This is a genomic window from Burkholderia sp. IDO3, assembly GCF_003366075.1.
Lineage (GTDB): Bacteria > Pseudomonadota > Gammaproteobacteria > Burkholderiales > Burkholderiaceae > Burkholderia > Burkholderia anthina.
In genome coordinates, this window is the sequence record NZ_CP028964.1 from 131,330 (window position 1) to 150,285 (window position 18,956).

Consider the following 18,956-nt stretch of genomic DNA (forward strand, 5'->3'; position numbering starts at 1 on the left):
GCGTTTTTCGCCCCCATGAGCCGCGCGGTTTTCGTTACATTCGTGCTACGAATGTCGGGATGTTGCGTAACGCCGACTGTGCGGCGTGCCGTTTCCGGGTCACGCCGCCTGCCATCCACAGTACGCCGCGCGGCCGTGCCGCCGTCTCACCGTCAGGAAAACCGCTGCCATGAAAAAGCTTGTGAACCGCCCGTCCGATGTCGTGCGCGAAATGCTGGAAGGCATCGCGCGGCAGTCGCCGCATCTCGCGATCCTCGGCGACGAGCACGTGCTCGTCCGCCAGCCGCTGCCCGATCCGGCACAGCGCCCCGTCGCGATCCTGTCCGGCGGCGGCAGCGGCCACGAACCCGCGCACGGCGGCTATGTCGGCGAAGGCATGCTGAGCGCGGCCGTCTGCGGCGAAGTCTTCACGTCGCCGTCGACCGACGCGGTGCTGGCCGCGATCCGCGCGAGCGCCGGCCCGAACGGCGCGCTGCTCGTCGTGAAGAACTACACCGGCGACCGCCTCAATTTCGGGCTGGCCGCCGAGCTCGCACGCGCGGAAGGCATTCCGGTCGAGACGGTGATCGTCGCCGACGACGTATCGCTGCGCGGCCGCGTCGAGCGCGGGCAGCGACGCGGGATCGCCGGCACCGTGCTGATCCACAAGCTGGCCGGCGCGGCTGCCGCGCGCGGGCTGTCGCTGGCCCGCGTCGCGGCGATCGCGCGCGACGCGGCGGCCGACCTCGGCACGATGGGCGTCGCGCTCGACGGCTGCACGATCCCCGGCGCCGACAAGGCTGGCTTCAGCCTCGCCGATCACGAGATCGAGCTCGGCCTCGGCATCCACGGCGAGAAAGGCGTCGAACGCACCGCGCCGCAGCCCGCCGACGCGCTCGTCGACACGCTGCTGTCGAGCATCGTCGCCGATCTCGTGCTCGATCGCGGCGAACGCGTCGCCCTGTTCGTCAACGGCCTCGGCGCGACACCCGACATGGAACTGGCGATCGTGCTGCGCGCCGCGCACGACAACCTGAGCCGGCGCGGCATCGCCGTCGCGCGTGCGTGGGCCGGCACGTTCCTGTCGGCGCTGAACATGCCCGGGTGCTCGATCTCGTTGCTGCGGCTGAACGAGGAACGGGCCGCGCTGCTCGACGCGCCGACGCAGGCACGCGCGTGGCCGGGCGGCGGCGCGGTCAACACGCGGATTCGCGCGGCCGCGGCCGCCGTGCACGAGCAACCGCTGCCGCCGCTCGATGCGGCCGGCCGCGCGTGGGCGGCGCGGCTGCAACCGGCGCTGCATGCGGTCGCGCAGGCGTTGATCGAGCACGAAGCGACGCTGACCGAACTCGATACGGCTGCCGGCGACGGCGATCTCGGTGCGAGCATGCGGCGCGCCGCGCACGCGATCCTCGACTTGCCGGAAGCCGCTTACGGCACGCCGGCCGGTACGCTCGCGGCGCTGGGCGCCGCGTTGCGCCGCGCGATCGCGGGCAGTTCGGGGCCGTTCTATGCCACCGCGCTGCTGCGTGCGGCGCGGCGTCTCGGCGAGGCCGCCGACGTTGCCGAGCCGTCCGCGCGCGACTGGGCCGCCGCGTTTCGCAACGCGGTGGATGCCATCAGCGAACTGGGCGGCGCGCACGCCGGCGACCGCACGATGCTCGATGCGCTGGTGCCGGCCGCCGTCGCGTTCGACCGCGCACTCGACGACGACCGCGATCACGCGAGCGCATGGGCGGCGGCCGTCGAAGCCGCGGAACACGGCGCGCAGCAAACGGCCGGCATGACGCCGCGCGCGGGCCGGGCGAGCTATCTCGGCGAGCGTGCGATCGGCACGCCGGATGGCGGCGCGGTGGCGGTCGCGTACTGGCTGCGTGCGTTGCTGCCGCACGTGCGGTAAGCGGCGCTGCACGGCGGCGCCGGATCGAACCGGCGCCGCCGCATCACTTCAGCGTCGCGCGCGATGCCGACCGGCGCGACCGCCTACATCGCACGCGCGACCTCCGCCGTCGCGCGCTCGCGCTTCGCCGGATGCGTCTCCGGCATCCGCCAGTACACGATCAGCGAAATCGCCGCGCAGCCTGCGACGTACCAGAAGAACATCGACTCGTTGCCGGCCGCCTTCAACCGCAGCGCGACGAATTCGGTCGTCCCGCCGAGGATCGCCGTCGTCAGCGCATACGGCAGCCCGACCGCCAGCGCGCGGATCTGCGGCGGAAACAGTTCGGCCTTGACGAGCATGTGCACCGACGTGAATCCGCTCAGCACGACGAGCCCCGCGAACACCAGCGCGAACGCCGCGAGCGGCCCGTGCACGTGGCCGAGCGCCGTGAAGATCGGCACCGACAGCAGTGCGCCGCCGATCCCGAACCACAGCAGCACGGGCCGGCGCCCGACGAGATCGGACACGAGGCCGAACAGCGGCTGCAGCGGCATGTAGAGCAGCAGCGCGATCGTGCAGATCCAGGTCGCCGTTTCCTTTTGCAGTCCGACGGAATTGACGAGGTATTTCTGCATGTAGACGGTGTACGTATAGAACGCGACGGTGCCGCCGATCGTGATGCCGATCGCGAGCAGCAGTTCGCGCCAGTGGGCCGCGAGATCGGCCGACACGCGCGTCTTCGCCGCCCGCGCGCGGCTCGCGATGAACGCATCGCTCTCGACGACATTGCGGCGCATGTAGAGCGCGAACAGCGCGAGCACGCCGCCGACGAAGAACGGAATCCGCCAGCCCCAGCGCTCGATGTCGTGCGTACCGGCGAAGATCCGCTGCATCGCGAGCATCAGGCCGAGCGCGACGAGCTGGCCGGCGACCACGCTCACCTGCAGGAAGCCGACATAGAAACCGCGCCGGTTCGGCGGCGCGATCTCGCTCAGGTAGGTCGCGCTGGTGCCGTATTCGCCGCCCATGCTGAGCCCCTGCAGCAGCCGCGCGGCGACCAGCAACGCCGGCGCGAGCACGCCGATCGTCGCGTAGCCGGGCGTGACGGCGATCAGCATCGAGCCCGCGCACATCGCGAGCACGGATTTCGTCAGCGCGGCCTTGCGCCCGCGCCGGTCCGCATAGAGCCCGACGAGCCAGCTGCCCGCCGGTCGCGCGACATAACCGACCGCGGCGATCGCCGCCGTGTTCATCAACTGCACGGTCGGCCGGTCGGCGGGAAAGAACGACGGCGCGAAATAGATCGAGAAGATGCTGTACGCGAGGAAGTCGTACCACTCGATCAGGTTGCCGGCCAGTCCGCCGACGATCGAACCGATGCGCGGCGGCGCGCCGGCCGCCTCGGGTGAGGAAGGTGTCACGGTCGTCTCCTGTTTATCGTGTGTCGGGCGCGGCGATGCGTCGTGGCGAGGGGCGGCAGGCGGCTACCCTTCGCCGCATCGCCGCTTACGATTGCGCGGCCGCGTAGCGCGCGTCGAGCGCGTCGAAGCGCGCCTTGTCGACGAGCCGCTGCCGTTCGGCGAACGGCGCGACGAGCGCCGGATCCTCGTCGAGCCGGCCCGTTTCGCGCAGCGTCGACAGCGCGGCCTGCATGCCGTGCACCGCGCCCTGCAGCGCCGCGTTCGCATACAGCACCGCGCCGTAGCCGAGCTGCGCGAGCGCGTCGCGTGAACGGGTCGGCGTCTTGCCGCCGATCACGATGTTGATGAGCTGCGGCGTGTCGAACAGCGCGGGCAGCCGCTCGACGTCCTCCGGTGCCTCCATCGCCTCGATGAACAGCACGTCGGCGCCGGCCGCGGCATAGCGGTGCGCGCGCTCGATCGCGTCGTCGATGCCGTGCACGGCCGCCGCATCGGTGCGCGCGACGATCAGCAGGTTCGGATCGACGCGCGCGTCCACGGCCGCCTTCAGCTTGCCGACCATTTCCTCGGCGGGAATCACTTCCTTGCCCGCGAAGTGGCCGCACTTCTTCGGCAACACCTGGTCCTCGAGCTGGATCGCATCCGCGCCGCTGCGCTCGAGCGTGCGTACCGTATGCAGCACGTTCAGCGCATTGCCGAAGCCCGTGTCGGCATCGACCATCAGCGGCAGGTCGACCGCGTCGCGCACGCGCGCCGTGTGCTCGGCCAGCTCGCCGAGCCCGACGAAGCCGAGATCCGGCAGCCCGAGCGACATGTTGGTGACACCCGCGCCGCTCAGGTACAGCGCGCCGAAACCGACGTCGGCGGCGATGCGCGCGCTCAGCGCATTGAACGTGCCGGCGACGAGCAGCCCCTCGCGGGCGGCGATGCCGCGCCGGAACGCGGCGCGACGAAGTGCGGTGTGATCGGTCATGCGGTCCTCACTGGTCGAAACGAAAGAGCGTGCGGGGCGAGTCGCGCAGCACGCGCAGGCGCTCGCCGGGATCGGGCAGCCAGCGCGCGAGCGCCGCATAGGCGGCATCGAAGTCGACGCGCTCGCGATGCTGCGTGTGCGGCCAGTCGCTGCCCCACACGAGCCGCTCGGCCGTGAACGCGGTGCGCAGCGCATGCGCGACATCGAGTGCGTCGATCGTGCCGTCGCCGCTCACGCTGTTGCGATACGCGGCCGACAGCTTGACCCACACGCGACCGGTATCCGCGAGCGACAGCAGCTCGCGGAAGCTCGGCGCGCACGCGCCGAGCGCGGGCGACGGACGGCCGAAATGGTCGATCACCAGCGTGCACGACTGCGCGAGCAGCGGCGCGGCGATCGCGCGCAGATCCTCGATGCCGCGATGGATCTCGACATGCCAGCCGAGCGCGTTGATGCGGGCGAACAGCGCACGCCATGCGCGCGCGCCGAAATCCGGGATCGGCAGCCCGACGAGGTTCAGCCGCATGCCGACCACGCCCGCCCGGTCGAGCGCGTCGAGATCGCGGTCGGAGATCGCCGGATCGACCATCGCGACGCCGCGAAAGCGGCGCGGGTAGCGACGCAGCACGTCGACGAAGAACGTGTTGTCGGTACCGAGAAAGCTCGGCTGCACCAGCACCGCGTGCGTGATGCCGTGCGCGGCGAGATGCGCGACATAGGTGTCGAGCGACGCGTCGTAGTCGGGCGCATGACGCACGACCGGCGCCAACGGCAGGCCGCGTGCGAACACGTGCGCATGCGCATCGACGGCGGCCACGGCGGGGCCGGCTGCATACCACGCGTCGACCGTCGGGGCAGTCCCGGCCTGTTCGGCGAAGTGCTTGGCGGCTCGATCCATGATGAGTCTGCAAGAAGCGTCCGACCGATGCGGCCGGCGCGATTGAGTGATGAAACGGCGCAACGAAGCGGTGTCGCCGGGCGACGCAGCCACGCAGCGTGAAGAAACGGGATGAAAGCGCGGCGGCCGCTACAGCGACGCCCCGGCGCGCGGGCGGCCCTCGGCGTCGACGTCGCTGCTCGCCGCCGTGTCGACCGGCCGGCGTCCGCGCGTTTCCGGCAGGAACCACACCGCGATCACGACCAGCCCGTACGCGATGCCCGCATCGATGCCGAGCGCCGTGCCGAGCGGCAGCGATTCGCCCATGCGTCCGACCAGCACCGGAAAACCGGCCGATACGATACGGCCGAAGTTGTAGCAAAAGCCAACGCCGCGCCCGCGCACGTTCCGCGGATACAGCTCGTTGAACAGCGTGCCGAGCGTCGCCGGAATGCCGGCCGAGAACAGGCCGAGCGGGAAGCCGAGCAGCAGCATCGCGATGTCGTTCAGCGGCAGGAACACGTACAGGTTCACCGTCACCGCGCAGCACACGGCGAACAGCATCACGTTGCGGCGCCGCCCGATCCGGTCCTGCAGATACGCGCTGACGAAGCAGCCGCAGATGAACGCGACGATCACGACCGCGAGATACGCGCCCGTGCCGAGCACCGACAGGTGCCGCTCGGTCTTCAGGTAAGTCGGCAGCCAGACCGTGATCGCGTGATAGCCGCCGTGCGCGCCGACGCCGATCAGGCCGCCGACCACCGTCGCACGCAGGACGGTCCGGTCGAAGATGCCGACCGTCGGCGTATCGTCGGCGTTCGCATTCGCATTCGCGTTCATGCTCGCAGGCGCCAGCGCCGGTGCCGCCCGCGGCGGCTCCGGAATCGCGCGGCGGATATACAGCACCAGCAGCGCGGGCAGCGCGCCGATCGCGAACAGCACGCGCCATGCCCACGCCTGCGGCAGCCACGCGAACACGATCATGTACAGCAGCACCGCCGCGCCCCAGCCGAAGCCCCACGCGCTCTGCACGATCCCCATCGCCTTGCCGCGATGGCGCGTGCCCACCGTCTCCGCGAGCAGCACCGCGCCCGCGGTCCATTCGCCGCCGAAGCCGAGCCCCTGCAGCGCCTTCAGCACCAGCAACTGTTCGAAGTTCTGCGCGAACGCGCTCAGGAACGTGAATGCGGAGAACCAGCAGACGGTGATCTGCAACGCGCGCACGCGGCCGTAGCGGTCGGCGATCGCGCCGGCCAGCAGCCCGCCGAGCGCGCCCGCCACGAGCGTCGCGCCGCCGATCAGGCCGGCCTGCCCCTTGCCGATGCTCCAGGTCGCCAGCAGCGCCGGGATCACGAGGCTGAACATCTGGGTGTCGAGGCCGTCGAGCGCCCAGCCCGCGAAGCAGCCGCGCAGCGTGCGCCGTTCGGTCGTCGATAGTTCGCGCGTCCAGTTCAACGAAGGTCTCCTCGTGCCGCAGCCGTTGCGCCGCGTCATTGCGCCGCCGGGGTCGCCGCCGTCATCGGCGACGCGTCTCGATGAGCATCCTATGAATCATTGGGATAATTCGCTACCATGTTTCGAATAATTATTCATAACGTTAGCTTATGGAAATCAGGCACGTCCGCTACTTCCTCGCGATCGCGGATTCCGGCAGCTTCACGCGCGCGGCCAGCGAGCTCGGCATCGCGCAGCCGGCCCTCAGCCAGGCGCTGAACCGGATGGAGAAGGAACTGGGAGTCCGGCTGTTCGACCGGTCCCGGCGCGGTGCGACCCTGACGCCCGCCGGGCTCGCGATGGTAGACGATCTGCGCCTGAGCGTCGCGCGGCTCGACGCGGCCGCGCACCGGGCCGGCGAGATCGGCGCGCAGCGCGCCGGGCGGCTGACGATCGGCTTCGTCAGCGCCGCGCTGTTCGATACGCTGCCGCGCGCGATCCGTGCGCTGCGTGAAAACGCGCCCGACGTCGAACTCGTGATGCGCGAGATGAGCAACGCCGAACAGGCGATCGCGCTCGAGCGCGGCGAGATCGACATCGGGCTGCTGCATACGCCGGTCGCGGTCAACGGCCGGATGCGCGAGAAGCTGATCCGGCACGACCCGCTCGTCGCCGTGTTGCCGAGGGATTTTCCGCGTCAGCCTGACGGCACCGTGACGCTCGCCGATCTCGCCGCGGCCGGACTCGTATGGTTTCCTCACGATCAACTGCCGCTGATCCGCGCGGGCATCCTGAGCGCGTTCCGCCAGGCCGGTCATCCGGTCGACATCGTGCTCGACGTGAACCGCACGCTGACCGTGGTCGCGTGTGTTGCCGCCGGCTGCGGCGTGTCGCTGCTGCCGCGCTCGATCCACGCGTTCGCGTTCGACGGCGTCGCATACAGCCCCGTGCGCGACGGCGGCGCGCTGCCGAACTTCGAGCTGAGCGCGATCTGGCCCGCACGATCGCGGCCGACGCTCGCGGACCGCTTCGCCGCGCTGCTGCCGTCCGCCGACGTGCGTGCGTGACGGTCGCTCCCGGACACCCGCCACGCCGTCGAACCGCCCGCCGCGGCACGGGAAAACCCCGATCCCCACATCGTCCTATGACATCGGGCATCGCTAATTGGCGGGATTACTTTGATCCTCGTCGGCGCCCGCCCGGGCGCATGCTGATAGCGAGGATCCCTCATGCGATACGTGCCATCGTGGACTTCCGTTTCTGCCGCCGCGTCCGTTCCGGACGAGGCGGCCTCCCCCGGCGACGCGCCGCATAGTTTGCCGCGGGTCGCGATCGCGGCCGCCGCCCTCGGCAATGCGACCGAATGGTTCGATTACGGCATTTACGCGTACGGGCTCGCCTATATCTCCGCCGCGCTGTTTCCCGGCAGCACCGCCAGCGCGACGCTGTTCGCGCTCGGCACGTTCGCGATCTCGTTCCTGATCCGCCCGCTCGGCGGCCTGTTCTGGGGCCCGCTCGGCGACCGCCTCGGCCGCAAGCGCGTGCTCGCGCTCACCGTGCTCACGATGTCGGGCGCGACCCTGCTCGTCGGCGTGCTGCCGACCTACGCGAGCGCCGGCTGGCTCGCCCCCGCCGCGCTGATCGCGCTGCGCATGGTGCAGGGCTTCTCGACCGGCGGCGAATACGGCGGCGCGGCGACCTTCATCGCCGAATATGCGCCCGACTCGCGGCGCGGGCTGTGCGGCAGTTTCCTCGAATTCGCGACGCTCGCCGGGTTCTCGCTCGGCGCGCTCCTGATGCTCGGCTTCGCGCTGCTGCTCGGCGACTCGTCGATGCACGCATGGGGCTGGCGCCTGCCGTTCCTCGTCGCGGCACCGCTCGGGCTGATCGGCTTCTACCTGCGTTCGCGCCTCGAGGAAACGCCGGTGTTCCGCGAACTCGAGGAGCAGGCCCAGCGGCGCGAGCAGGGCACCGCCGCCACCGCGCTGCCGGTCGGCCAGTTGCTGGTTCGCTATGCGCGGCCGCTGCTGCTGCTCGGCGGCCTCGTCGTCGCGCTGAACGTCGTCAACTATGTGCTGCTCGCGTACATGCCGACTTACATGCACAAGGAGATCGGCGTCGGCGAGAACATGTCGCTGCTGATTCCGCTGATCGGCATGCTCGTGATGATGGTGCTGCTGCCGTTCGCCGGCTGGCTGTCGGATCGCGTCGGCCGCAAGACGATGTGGTGGATCTCGCTCGTCGGGCTATTCGTCGCAGCCGTGCCGATGTTCACGCTGATGACGCACGGCGCGCTCGGCGCGTTCGTCGGCTTCGCGGTGCTCGGGTTGCTGTACGTGCCGCAGCTCGCGACCATTTCCGCGATGTTCCCGGCGATGTTCCCGACCCATGTGCGGTATGCGGGCATGGCGATCGCGTACAACGTGTCGACCTCGCTGTTCGGCGGCACCGCGCCGATCGTCAACGACTGGCTGATCGGCAAGACCGGCAATACGATGATTCCCGCGTACTACATGATGGCCGCCTGCGCGATCGGGCTGGTCGCGCTGGCGGGCGTGATCGAGACGCGCGGGTGCTCGCTGCGCGGAGAGACGGTGCCGGGGAAGGCGGGCTGATGCGCGGTTTGGTCGGTTTCGGTTTCGGTTTCGGTTTCCTCTTCCCATAAACGGCATCCCCTGCATCGCCCGCCGTCCGGCAACGGACGGCGGGCGATGTGCGTTTTGGGGGTTGCGATGCCGAACGGTGTACGCACGTTACCCAATGCCGTCGCTTTCGACCGCGGCTTCCCCATGGCGAGCGCGATTCTGAAGTTCATCCGGCCGGCCATCTTCCCCATCATGGACGTTCGAGCATATCGAGCGCTCACGGGTATTCAACCGAGCTACGCGACCTATAGTTACGAGAAATACATCAGCTATGCGCAGAAAGTGACGAATATCGCCAGACAGCTCAATCGGCCTCTTCGCGAGATTGACGAACAGTTGTACTGCTATGACAAGCTGCACAATGGCAAGATCTGAGCGGCTATTGGAAGATGAGGGGACGGGCGACATCGCGTACTAGGGCGACGAACCGGGTCGGGGATCGACGCCGCCGACGGGGGATCCGACGCAAGTCGAAGCTTGGCGCTCAGGGCGACTGCAATCGGCCACGAAGCGTCGTTCGCGGTTACGATCGATTTGCCCGGCCACCCACAGCCATTCGATACCGATCCCTAGGTCGGCGGCTGCGGCACAGTCGGTTATGAACGCAGCGCTGTAAGGTCAACCGGGGAGCCTTCGCCGGTTGACGGGAGTTTGTCAGGACATCTGGTCCAGGAAACCGTACATCTTCGGTGGATTTGTCCCGGAAATCCGGCCGTTGCCGATGCTTTGATCTGTTCATGCCGGTGCCAGCGTTGCTGGCGCGCGCACACTCAACGTCCTGCTGCTGCCCCGCCATCAACCGGAAGAATCACGCCCGTAGTGAAATCCGCGTCCGTCAAGTAGCGGACCGCGTCGACAATTTCCTTCACTTGCCCCAGCCGGCCGAATGGATTGAGCGTTGCCAAAAAGGCGTGCTTTTCTGGGCTGTGCAGGGGAGTATCGATTACGCCGGGAGCAACGGCATTGACCTTGATGTTGTGTTTCGCGAGTTCCGTGGCAAGCGAGCGCGTAGCCTGATTGATTCCGCCTTTCACAAGGGCCGGCAAGGCTGCGGGCACGTTGGTGTTGGGTTGAATGCCGACCACGGCCGTGAGGTTGACGATGTGTCCGCCGCCGTTCTCGATCATGTGGGTCACGGCGGCCTGCGTCGGATAGAAAAACCCGCGCAGATTCGTGTTGATCAGCGTGTCGAGGTCGTCGGTCGTATAAGTCGTGATCGGCTTGGCAATGAAGACGCCGGCGTTGTTCACGAGAATGTCGATTTTGGCGAAGCGGTCGATCGCTTCGCTGAAAAGGCGCTGCGACGTGCCGGCGACGGCAATGTCCCCCGCGACCGCGAGGAAGCTGTCGGGATGACCGAGTTTTGCTGCTGCGTCTTGCAGACGTTCCTGCGAACGCCCGTTGCCGACGACGTTGAAGCCTGCCGATAGGTACGACTCGGCGAGTGCGAATCCGATACCGCTTGATGCGCCGGTAATGACGACGGTCCGAGACATGGCGAATTCCTCAATGGGTTAATCAAAAGTAGAGGAATCGACGATACGCCCGGGAAACAGGGTTTGAAATCAGGTGAGCGTGAGGAACACTTGTTCAAATTCCGAGAATGCAAAGAAAGCGCGGTGAAATGCCGTGCAGCTGGATCGGCGCGTTGGACAATGCGTTAGTCCGGTGCCCGGGACGCGCTGTCTTTCGACAGATCCAGCAATGCATTCAGGGCGCGCCTGTACGGTCCGATTTCACCCGTCGCCGCTTGCATAACCAATGCGCCCTGCACGCGAGCAACCCAATCTTCCGCGAAGTGGCGCGCCTTGAGGGGCGCCAGGCCACTCTCCCGCGCCAATATTTCGATCGCTTCGATCCAGTGCGCAAGCGCTTGCCCCAGATTTTTTCGAGCCTCGGCACCCATGTCGGCGCTGGATAGCTGGCCGAGTACGCAGGGCGTGCTGCCACCGGCATACATTTGATCGAACGTCGCCACGATTTTGCGGATGCGGGTTTTGAGTGAGCCGGCAGCTTGAGCGGTGCCCAGGATCTCGCTATCGATCACGGCCGTGGCGCGCTCGAGTACGGCCTTCGCCATCTGCTCCTTGCCGTCGGGAAAGTGGTGGTAAAGGCTCGACTTGCCGAGCCCGGTCGCGCGCGACAGATCGGCCAGCGATGCGCCCTCGAAACCGCGATCGCGGAATACGGCAAACAATCGATCGACGATTTCGTCTTTTGCGGCTGGTGCGGCGGACATGGTTTGCTCCAACTGGACAGATCATTCGGTACAGACCTATAGCTTACGGAACGGGCAGGCCGAAATCAACGCTTGACGGATCGAAATTTTATTTATACTGTACCGATCGTTCGGTTCAGTTCGCTCGGGCCGTAACCTGTTCCCTCGATCCAGGAGAATTCGATGTCTGCCCTTCCTACGTATCAAACCGTCTCCGTCGCCGATCCGCGTACCGGCTCGGCGCTCAACCTGTTCTACCGCGAGGCCGGGCCCAAGGACGCGCCCGCCGTTCTGCTGCTGCATGGTTTCCCGACGTCGAGCCACCAGTACCGCGGCCTGATCGCGCGGTTGGCGGACAAGTACCGCGTGATCGCGCCGGACCTGCCGGGTTTCGGTTTCTCCGATGCGCCGGACGCCAAGGCGTTCGGCTATACCTTCGACCACCTGGCTGAAGTAATCGAGAGCTTTACCGATACGATTGGCCTCGCTCGCTATGCCGTTTATGTATTCGATTACGGTGCACCGGTTGGCTTCCGTCTGGCTGCGTCGCACCCGGAGCGCGTGTCGGCTCTGATCTCGCAGAACGGTAATGCCTATGAGGAAGGACTCAGCGATGGATGGAATCCGATCCGCGCGTACTGGAACGATCCGTCCGAAGCCAATCGCACGCAGCTGCGCGCCATGCTGGCGATCGGAACCACGCAGTTCCAGTACCAGCACGGCGAGGCCGATACCGCGCTGATCGCGCCGGAAAGCTATACGCTCGACCAGCATTTTCTCGACCGCGCCGGCAGCGACGAGATCCAGCTCGACCTGTTCGGCGACTACAAGGCGAACGTCGCGATGTATCCGCGCTTCCACGAATACTTCCGCGCGCATCGTCCGCCGACGCTGGCCGTGTGGGGCAAGAACGATCCGTTCTTCCTGCCGGCCGGGGCCGAAGCGTTCCGCCGCGATCTGCCCGACGCCGAAGTGCATTTTGTCGATGGCGGGCATTTCCCGCTCGAAACGCATCTCGATGAAGTGGCGGGCATCGTTCGGACGTTCCTCGCGCGTACGCTGGACGCTGCGCAAGGCGAAGCGTTGTTCGGCGCGCTGAACGAAGCGAACGCGTTGGCGGAAGCCAAGCCGATCCTCGACGCGATGCGCGGCGTGTTCGGTTTCGTGCCGAACCTCGGTTATGCGCTGGGTGCGGAGCCGGCGGTGCTCGGCGCCTATCTCGCCTGGCTGCAGGCACTCGGCGCAACCTCGCTCGATCCGATCGCGCAGCAGGTCGCTATGGCCGCAGCCAGCCGCGCGAACGCGGCCGATTACGGCGTGGCGGTACATGCGACGCTGGCAGGCAAGCTCGGTGCGACCGGCGTTGTCGTCGATACGTTGCGTAATGGCGGCGCGTTTGCCGATCCGAAGCTGGAAGCCGTGCGTCGTTTCGCTACCGCGATCGCGTCGAAGCGCACGCAGGTATCTGATAGCGACGTCAATGCGCTGACGGCCGCCGGCCTGGATCGTCGCGCGGCAGTCGCCATCGCGATGGCCGTGGCGGGTAAGACGCTAGCCAACACGGTGGCGCATCTGTCGCGAGTCGAAATCGATGCCGGATTTACGTCGGGCGCGGCGGCTTGATTGTCGGCCGGGGCGGCCGCGTAGGGCTACCCCGGTGTTCACCAAAGGAGCGGAGCGATGCCGGGTACGGTATCCAGTTTTCGAATCGACTTTCGTCGGTTCGTCGGCCGCGACTCGAATCGAATCGGCCGGCGCGCTGCCGCTTGCGGTGAGACGTATCTGTGCGGCTTAAGTCCGCTTGGCAAACCGGGAGAGAGATTCCCGAAGTCGTGGCGTCACGAAGTCGAGAAAACGCCGCAATTTCAGCGGCATCATGTTGCGGGAAACGTGAACCAGCTGGATCGGCACAGGGTCGAGCTCGAAGGAATCCAGCACGATCCCGAGCTTGCCGGCGTCGATAGCTTCCGCAACGTGATAGTGCAGCAGTTGCGTGAACCCTAGACCATGAATCGCGGCGTCGACGGCTGCGTCGGGCGACGAAACCTGCAGTCGCGGCGAAATGGGAATGGTCACGAGCCGCGCTGTGTCCGGACATCGAAAGCTCCAGTCCGGCGACAACATTGGCCCGTTGAACACGACACAGGGCATTTCCGCTAGGTCGGCTGGCAGATGTGGTGTGCCGCGTTTCGCGAGCAGAGCCGGGCTTGCACATACGACCGGCCGAAATGCGCCAATGCGCGTCGCGATCAAGCTGCTGTCGGGCAGTCTGCCGATACGAACCGCCACATCGACGTGTGCCTCGATCAGATCGACATTGCGGTTCGACTGCGTCAGCGTGACGTCGATCTCGGGAAATTCGTCCAGAAAGTCCAGGATCTGCGGCAGCACATAGAGCCGCCCGAGGAGCACTGGCGTGGCGATCGTGAGCTCTCCGCGCGGTACCGTGAATTCCCCCGTCGCCTCGCGCTCCTGCTCGGCGACCAGATCCAGAATCTGCCGGGCCGTGGCCGCGTAGGCCACGCCCGCATCCGTCAGCGCGAGCTTGCGCGTCGTGCGCGTGAGCAGGCGCGTGCCCAATTGTTCTTCGAGATCGGTCACCCGGCGCGTGAGCGTTGGCACGGGCACGTTCATTTCCCGCGCGGCGGCCGAGAAACTGCCTTTCTCGATGGCAGCAAGCAGCATCGTCATGGCTTCGAGTCGGTCCACGTCACTTGTCCATTTTTTGAGGAAATGAAAACCGATTTTAGTGGATTCACCATCGGGATGCCGACCGGCATGATGCGTTCCATCGGATGCTCATTCAATTTTCAAGGACCTGTCCATGCAGCCCTTTGGCCTTTTTTCTCCCGGTTCGCTTGGTGGAATCCATATCTCAAACCGCGTCGCAATGGCGCCGCTGACGCGGGCGCGCGCCGACCTCGAAGGCGTACAGACGGCTCTCGCTGCCGAGTATTACAGCCAGCGCGCATCGGCCGGATTGATCGTTGCGGAAGCCACCAATGTTTCCCGCCAAGGGCGCGGTTATGCGTATACCCCCGGCATCTACACGGAAGCGCAGGTGCGGGCCTGGCGTCAGGTGACCGATGCGGTTCACGACGCCGCCGGAACGATCGTGCTGCAACTGCTGCATACCGGACGGATTTCGCATGTGAGCCTGCATGAAGGTTCTCTCGCACCCGTCGCGCCGTCGGCGATCCAGGCTGGCGGCACGGTGCTGACCGCGACCGGCATGCTGCCGCCGTCCATGCCTCGGGCATTGCATGCGGACGAGATTCCCGGCGTGATCGACGAGTACCGGCACGCGGCCCGGATGGCGGAGGAAGCGGGATTCGACGGTGTCGAGATTCACATGGGTAACTGCTTTTTGCTCGAACAATTCCTGCGAGACAGCACGAATCATCGGGATGATCGATACGGCGGTTCGATCGAGAACCGACTGCGTCTGCCTGTCGAGGTCGCCGAGGCCGTGGCCGGGATCTGGGGTGCCGGGCATGTGGGTGTGCGAGTGTCGCCGGTCAAGACCACGATCGGCGAAACGCCGCTCGACAGCGATCCTCAGTCGACATACGAGCGGCTTGCCGAGCGGCTCGGCACGCTGGGCCTCGCCTATCTGCACTGCATCGAGGAGCGAATGCCGGCCGGAGCGGCAGGGGCGTTCGACTTTCACGCTTTGAGCCGCACGTTCGATGGCGCGTACATCGCCAACGGTGGCTACGATCGCGCGCTGGCGGTCGAGGCGATCGCAAGCGGCCATGCCGACATGGTCGCTTTCGGCAAGGCGTTTATCGGCAACCCCGATCTGGTCGAGCGCCTGCGTCTGGACCAGACGCTGACGGAGGCGTCGGCTCAAACGTACTACGGCGGCGGCGCGCAGGGGTACACGGACTACGCGCGGAATCAGACCGCCTGATCTGTGCCGGTTCGAGCAGCCGGCGGCTGCAACGTCACTCCCCCGTCGTCGATCTTAACGGCGGCATATCCAACCAGGAATATTTGCATTCCTATTTAATGAGTCAATAAAGGAAGAAAAATGAAACTGAAGAACAAGGTTGCTCTGATCACCGGCGGCACGTCGGGCATCGGCCTGGAAACCGCGAAGCTGTTTCGCGCGGAAGGTGCGTCGGTCGTCGTACTCGGCTCGAACGACGAGCGTCTCGCCGCGGCCGGCAAGGAAATCGGCGGCGACGTGCTGTTGTTGTCGGCCGACCTCCGCAAGCCGGCCGATATCGAACGCGCCATCGAAGCGGTGCGCGCCACATTCGGTCGTATCGACATCGTGTTCGCCAACGCGGGCGCCGGCAAGGTGGCGCCGCTCGACGCCGTCACCACGGAACTGATCGACGAGCATTTTTCGCTGAATTTCACCGGACTGTTCCTGACGATCCAGAAGGCCGTGCCGCTCATGCCGAAGGGCGGCAGCGTGGTGGCGACGACGTCGTTCCTCGACACCGTCGGCATGCCGGGCCTGTCGCTGCTGGCCGCGACCAAAGCCGCCGTCCGGTCGCTGGTCCGCACGCTGGGGGCGGAGCTGGCGCCGCGCGGCATTCGCGTGAATGCCGTGAGCCCGGGTGCGATCACGACGCCGTTCTACGACAAGCTCGGACTCACCGACGAGCAGCTCGCGGCAACCGCCGCGGCCATTCAGGCCAAGGTGCCGCTGCAGCGCTTCGGCGAGTCGATGGAAATCGCCAGGAGTGCGCTGTTCCTCGCCAGTGACGATTCCTCGTACACGACGGGCGTCGAACTGGTGGTCGACGGCGGCCTGACGCAATTCTAAGAATCGTCAGGAACCGTTCCGGAGCGGAGTGTGAGAGGGCTTGCCGGCATCGTCCGCCTGCAAGCATTGTCCCGATCGTTCGCAGTTCAAGCAGCGCTTTTCAACCCGGCAGGACCTGAAAATGAAAACACGCACTCTTTTGGCCGCGGTGGTTGCGTTGACCGCCAGCCTCGCCGCACAGGCGGAACCGCTGGCGTCGATTTCGAGCACGACTTCCTATCATCGCGCCACGGTCGACGGCATACGGATTTTCTATCGGGAGGCCGGTCCCGCGGACGCGCCGACGATCGTGCTGCTGCACGGCTTTCCGTCCTCGTCGCGCGAATTCGATTCACTGATTCCGCTGCTGGCGACGCGCTATCACCTGATCGCTCCGGATTTTCCGGGCTTTGGTCAGAGTGATGCGCCGTCCCCGGCGGTATACGCGTACACGTTCGATCACCTGGCGCAGACGACCAGCGAGCTGCTCGACCAGCTCGGGGTGAGCCGCTACAGCCTGTATCTACATGACTACGGCGGCCCGGTCGGCTTCCGGATCATGGCCGCGCATCCCGAGCAGGTGCAGACGTTGATTATCCAGAACGCCAATGCTTACCGTGAGGGACTCGGAGCGAAATGGACCGGCATCGCCCAATACTGGGCCGATCCCAACGCGCATCCCGAAGTGCTGGATACGTTCATTTCGTTCGCCGCAACCGAACAACGGCATACGGCCGGGACATCGCATCCCGAGCGATACGATCCCGACACGTGGACCGACGAATACACGCACCTGTCGCGTCCGGGGCAGCGCGAGATCCAGGGGGCGCTGTTATACGACTACCGGACGAACGTCACGTCGTATCCGGCGTGGCAGGCGTGGCTGCGCGAGCACAAACCACCGACCCTGGTGGTATGGGGCAAGAACGACCCGTCGTTTATCGCGCCGGGAGCCGAAGCCTACAGGCGGGACTTGCCCAATGCGGAAATTCATCTGCTCGATGCGGGGCATTTCGCATTCGACGAACAAGTCGACGAAATCGCGAACTTGATGCTCGATTTTCTTAAGAAGAACGGCGACTGATCGCAATCTGGATGACGCGGCAGGCTTCGGCTTGCCATGCCGATGCAGGGAACAGGCTTTTGAGGTGGTTATGGAACACGTGAGCTTGCTGTGCCGTTATCAGGTCAAGGGCTTGTCGGCGAAGACGCTGCCGAGCGTGCCTTTGAGCGCCGGACAGGGTTTCCCGTCCGACCGGCGCCATGCGATCGCAAATGGCGAATGGGATTTCGATGCGGCCAGCTTCGTTCCGCGCCCCAAGACCGACTTTCTGCGGCGTCTACGCCGAGATCGTGAGCGACGGCGACGTCAAGCTTGGAGACGCGATCGGGCCGCTATGAGCCGTCAGTTCGTGTTCGATCCGGCCGCGTGATGCAGCCTGGTTGCTATCTGTTTATTCAGTGAAAGGATTCGTGATGGACCGCCGCCTTCTTGTACTCGCCCTTGGCATGTTCGCGCTGGGCACCGATAGTTTCGTCGTCGCCGGCATCCTGCCGCAAATTTCCCATGCGTTCCATGCGAGCATCGGTGCGGCGGGGCAGATGACCACGGCCTATGCGCTCACCTATGCGTTGCTCGCGCCGACGATTGCGGCGCTGGCCGCCGGTATTCCGCGCAAGAGACTGCTGCTGACCGGTCTCGGACTGTTTGTCGTTTCGAACCTGGCAACGACGATCGCGCCCAGTCTCGGCCTGGCGTTGCTGTCGCGCGTGCTGGCCGGGGTGGGAGCGGCAACGTTTTCGCCGACCGCGACAGGAGCGGGAGCCATGTTGATGCCGCCGGAGCGCCGCGGTTTCGCGTTGTCGGTGATCGTTGCGGGGCTCACGACGGCGACTGCTCTGGGTTCGCCTATCGGAGCAGTCATCGGGGGACTCAGCGACTGGCGATGGACGCTCGTGTTTGTTGCTGCACTGGGGGCCGTTGCATTCGTGGGCGTGTGGGTGCTGTTGCCCGAGATGCCGCTTCCGCCTGCGATCACACTCGGAAAGCGCATCGCGCCGATTGCCGATGCGCGTGTAGCGTTGACATTGGCGACGACGCTGCTTGCCATGAGCGGTATCTTCACCGTCTACACCTACTTCTCGGTGGTGTTCGATCGTGCCGTGGGCGGCCAGGCCATCGTGCTCGGCGTGCTGCTGGTGATGTGGGGGGCGGCGGGCACGGTATCCAATCTCCTTGCCGGGCGATTGATCGACTCGTTCGGCTCGCACAAGGTGATCGTGCTGATGTTGGGGCTGCTCGTGGTCGATATGGCGGCCTTTCCGTGGACGAGCCTCCACGTCTGGAGCGCCGCACTGGCCATCGCGGTCTGGGGCGCGTGTGGTTGGGGCATACTCGTTCCGCAACAGCACCGGCTCGTTACGCTGGCACCGGTTATCGCGCCGGTACTCATCGGGCTCAATACCGCGGGCACTTATTTCGGCGTGACAGCGGCCGGCGTTATCGGTGCAGCGGCGATTCCTGTCGTCGGAGGACATCGACTCGGATTCGTTGCCGCAGTGCTGGTAGCCGTTGCGTTACTTGTGTCCGAATTGGCGACACGGCGCATCATGGCCGCATCCGGGCGGCAGCCGGCCGAGATCGTGTCACCGGTTTGACGATGCTACTGGCATGGAAGTGGACGCCCGGCATGGCTTTTTGCTTAGCCAGTCTCTGTCGCCACTGCCCATGGCTTCGTGGCTGAATCAGGTTTGCATATCGCCTG

At 66.2% G+C, this 18,956-nt stretch carries 17 protein-coding genes; 10 read left to right on the forward strand and 7 right to left on the reverse strand.

Features of this window, described 5'->3' with window-relative positions; genetic code table 11:
• Nucleotides 1-169 precede the first annotated feature (169 nt).
• Entirely contained in the window at nucleotides 170-1,879 is a 1,710-nt protein-coding gene (locus DCN14_RS32245; protein ID WP_096508049.1) for a dihydroxyacetone kinase family protein, read from the forward strand.
• Between the two features lie 83 nt (nucleotides 1,880-1,962).
• On the opposite strand, the gene DCN14_RS32250 is transcribed toward DCN14_RS32245, so the two are convergent.
• From DCN14_RS32250 to DCN14_RS32265, 4 genes are all read right to left on the reverse strand, one after another.
• Nucleotides 1,963-3,282 (reverse strand): MFS transporter, encoded by a 1,320-nt coding sequence (locus tag DCN14_RS32250; protein WP_096508048.1) that lies wholly within the window; start codon nucleotides 3,280-3,282, stop codon nucleotides 1,963-1,965.
• An 85-nt stretch (nucleotides 3,283-3,367) separates the two neighbouring features.
• The gene (locus DCN14_RS32255) at nucleotides 3,368-4,255 is read right to left on the reverse strand and encodes an oxaloacetate decarboxylase (protein ID WP_096508047.1); all 888 of its coding nucleotides are present in this window, start codon (nucleotides 4,253-4,255) and stop codon (nucleotides 3,368-3,370) included.
• 7 nt (nucleotides 4,256-4,262) lie between these two features.
• The gene (locus DCN14_RS32260) at nucleotides 4,263-5,153 is read right to left on the reverse strand and encodes an amidohydrolase family protein (protein WP_096508046.1); all 891 of its coding nucleotides are present in this window, start codon (nucleotides 5,151-5,153) and stop codon (nucleotides 4,263-4,265) included.
• A 129-nt stretch (nucleotides 5,154-5,282) separates the two neighbouring features.
• Nucleotides 5,283-6,590 (reverse strand): MFS transporter, encoded by a 1,308-nt coding sequence (locus DCN14_RS32265; RefSeq protein WP_096508045.1) that lies wholly within the window; start codon nucleotides 6,588-6,590, stop codon nucleotides 5,283-5,285.
• A gap of 149 nt (nucleotides 6,591-6,739) precedes the next feature.
• Between DCN14_RS32265 and DCN14_RS32270 the strand changes: the two genes are divergently transcribed.
• The 3 genes from DCN14_RS32270 to DCN14_RS32280 all read left to right on the forward strand — a co-directional run bounded on the left by DCN14_RS32270 (nucleotide 6,740) and on the right by DCN14_RS32280 (nucleotide 9,589).
• Nucleotides 6,740-7,636, forward strand: a complete 897-nt coding sequence (locus DCN14_RS32270) for a LysR family transcriptional regulator (RefSeq protein ID WP_096508044.1) — start codon at nucleotides 6,740-6,742, stop codon at nucleotides 7,634-7,636.
• A 162-nt stretch (nucleotides 7,637-7,798) separates the two neighbouring features.
• The gene (locus DCN14_RS32275; RefSeq protein ID WP_096508043.1) at nucleotides 7,799-9,184 is read left to right on the forward strand and encodes an MFS transporter; all 1,386 of its coding nucleotides are present in this window, start codon (nucleotides 7,799-7,801) and stop codon (nucleotides 9,182-9,184) included.
• Between the two features lie 117 nt (nucleotides 9,185-9,301).
• Nucleotides 9,302-9,589 carry a hypothetical protein gene (locus DCN14_RS32280; protein WP_143331723.1) on the forward strand — a complete coding sequence of 96 codons (288 nt, stop codon included), beginning with the start codon at nucleotides 9,302-9,304 and terminating at the stop codon, nucleotides 9,587-9,589.
• 395 nt (nucleotides 9,590-9,984) lie between these two features.
• On the opposite strand, the gene DCN14_RS32285 is transcribed toward DCN14_RS32280, so the two are convergent.
• Together DCN14_RS32285 and DCN14_RS32290 are read right to left on the reverse strand one after the other, a co-directional pair.
• Nucleotides 9,985-10,710: an SDR family oxidoreductase gene (locus tag DCN14_RS32285; protein ID WP_096508041.1), complete on the reverse strand. Its 726-nt coding sequence runs from the start codon at nucleotides 10,708-10,710 to the stop codon at nucleotides 9,985-9,987.
• Nucleotides 10,711-10,874: 164 nt separating this feature from the next.
• Nucleotides 10,875-11,453 carry a TetR/AcrR family transcriptional regulator gene (locus DCN14_RS32290; protein ID WP_096508066.1) on the reverse strand — a complete coding sequence of 193 codons (579 nt, stop codon included), beginning with the start codon at nucleotides 11,451-11,453 and terminating at the stop codon, nucleotides 10,875-10,877.
• 162 nt (nucleotides 11,454-11,615) lie between these two features.
• Between DCN14_RS32290 and DCN14_RS32295 the strand changes: the two genes are divergently transcribed.
• Nucleotides 11,616-13,055: an alpha/beta fold hydrolase gene (locus DCN14_RS32295; RefSeq protein ID WP_096508040.1), complete on the forward strand. Its 1,440-nt coding sequence runs from the start codon at nucleotides 11,616-11,618 to the stop codon at nucleotides 13,053-13,055.
• Between the two features lie 168 nt (nucleotides 13,056-13,223).
• Here DCN14_RS32295 and DCN14_RS32300 read toward each other — a convergent pair whose 3' ends face one another.
• On the reverse strand, nucleotides 13,224-14,141 hold the full coding sequence (locus tag DCN14_RS32300) for a LysR family transcriptional regulator (protein ID WP_096508039.1): 918 nt from the start codon (nucleotides 14,139-14,141) through the stop codon (nucleotides 13,224-13,226).
• A gap of 115 nt (nucleotides 14,142-14,256) precedes the next feature.
• Here DCN14_RS32300 and DCN14_RS32305 point away from each other — a divergent pair, with 115 nt between their 5' ends.
• From DCN14_RS32305 to DCN14_RS32320, 5 genes are all read left to right on the forward strand, one after another.
• The gene (locus tag DCN14_RS32305; RefSeq protein ID WP_096508038.1) at nucleotides 14,257-15,345 is read left to right on the forward strand and encodes an alkene reductase; all 1,089 of its coding nucleotides are present in this window, start codon (nucleotides 14,257-14,259) and stop codon (nucleotides 15,343-15,345) included.
• A gap of 120 nt (nucleotides 15,346-15,465) precedes the next feature.
• Nucleotides 15,466-16,212, forward strand: coding sequence for an SDR family oxidoreductase (locus tag DCN14_RS32310; RefSeq protein WP_096508037.1), 747 nt, complete (start codon nucleotides 15,466-15,468; stop codon nucleotides 16,210-16,212).
• Nucleotides 16,213-16,333: 121 nt separating this feature from the next.
• A complete protein-coding gene (locus DCN14_RS32315; RefSeq protein WP_096508036.1) occupies nucleotides 16,334-17,275 on the forward strand; it encodes an alpha/beta hydrolase in 942 nt (313 codons plus the stop codon).
• Between the two features lie 70 nt (nucleotides 17,276-17,345).
• The gene (locus DCN14_RS38160) at nucleotides 17,346-17,624 is read left to right on the forward strand and encodes a hypothetical protein (protein WP_143331722.1); all 279 of its coding nucleotides are present in this window, start codon (nucleotides 17,346-17,348) and stop codon (nucleotides 17,622-17,624) included.
• A 43-nt stretch (nucleotides 17,625-17,667) separates the two neighbouring features.
• Nucleotides 17,668-18,849, forward strand: a complete 1,182-nt coding sequence (locus DCN14_RS32320) for an MFS transporter (RefSeq protein WP_096508035.1) — start codon at nucleotides 17,668-17,670, stop codon at nucleotides 18,847-18,849.
• Nucleotides 18,850-18,956 lie beyond the last annotated feature (107 nt).

What these genes read in the sequence shown, in the direction of transcription:
- DCN14_RS32270 (WP_096508044.1), top strand. Translation starts at nt 6,740, where the DNA reads ATGGAAATCAGGCACGTCCGCTACTTCCTCGCGATCGCGGATTCCGGC.
- DCN14_RS32285 (WP_096508041.1), bottom strand. Translation starts at nt 10,710, where the DNA reads ATGTCTCGGACCGTCGTCATTACCGGCGCATCAAGCGGTATCGGATTC.
- DCN14_RS32305 (WP_096508038.1), top strand. Translation starts at nt 14,257, where the DNA reads ATGCAGCCCTTTGGCCTTTTTTCTCCCGGTTCGCTTGGTGGAATCCAT.
- DCN14_RS32315 (WP_096508036.1), top strand. Translation starts at nt 16,334, where the DNA reads ATGAAAACACGCACTCTTTTGGCCGCGGTGGTTGCGTTGACCGCCAGC.
- DCN14_RS32255 (WP_096508047.1), bottom strand. Translation starts at nt 4,255, where the DNA reads ATGACCGATCACACCGCACTTCGTCGCGCCGCGTTCCGGCGCGGCATC.
- DCN14_RS32275 (WP_096508043.1), top strand. Translation starts at nt 7,799, where the DNA reads ATGCGATACGTGCCATCGTGGACTTCCGTTTCTGCCGCCGCGTCCGTT.
- DCN14_RS38160 (WP_143331722.1), top strand. Translation starts at nt 17,346, where the DNA reads ATGGAACACGTGAGCTTGCTGTGCCGTTATCAGGTCAAGGGCTTGTCG.
- DCN14_RS32310 (WP_096508037.1), top strand. Translation starts at nt 15,466, where the DNA reads ATGAAACTGAAGAACAAGGTTGCTCTGATCACCGGCGGCACGTCGGGC.
- DCN14_RS32280 (WP_143331723.1), top strand. Translation starts at nt 9,302, where the DNA reads ATGCCGAACGGTGTACGCACGTTACCCAATGCCGTCGCTTTCGACCGC.
- DCN14_RS32295 (WP_096508040.1), top strand. Translation starts at nt 11,616, where the DNA reads ATGTCTGCCCTTCCTACGTATCAAACCGTCTCCGTCGCCGATCCGCGT.
- DCN14_RS32290 (WP_096508066.1), bottom strand. Translation starts at nt 11,453, where the DNA reads ATGTCCGCCGCACCAGCCGCAAAAGACGAAATCGTCGATCGATTGTTT.
- DCN14_RS32260 (WP_096508046.1), bottom strand. Translation starts at nt 5,153, where the DNA reads ATGGATCGAGCCGCCAAGCACTTCGCCGAACAGGCCGGGACTGCCCCG.
- DCN14_RS32245 (WP_096508049.1), top strand. Translation starts at nt 170, where the DNA reads ATGAAAAAGCTTGTGAACCGCCCGTCCGATGTCGTGCGCGAAATGCTG.
- DCN14_RS32320 (WP_096508035.1), top strand. Translation starts at nt 17,668, where the DNA reads ATGGACCGCCGCCTTCTTGTACTCGCCCTTGGCATGTTCGCGCTGGGC.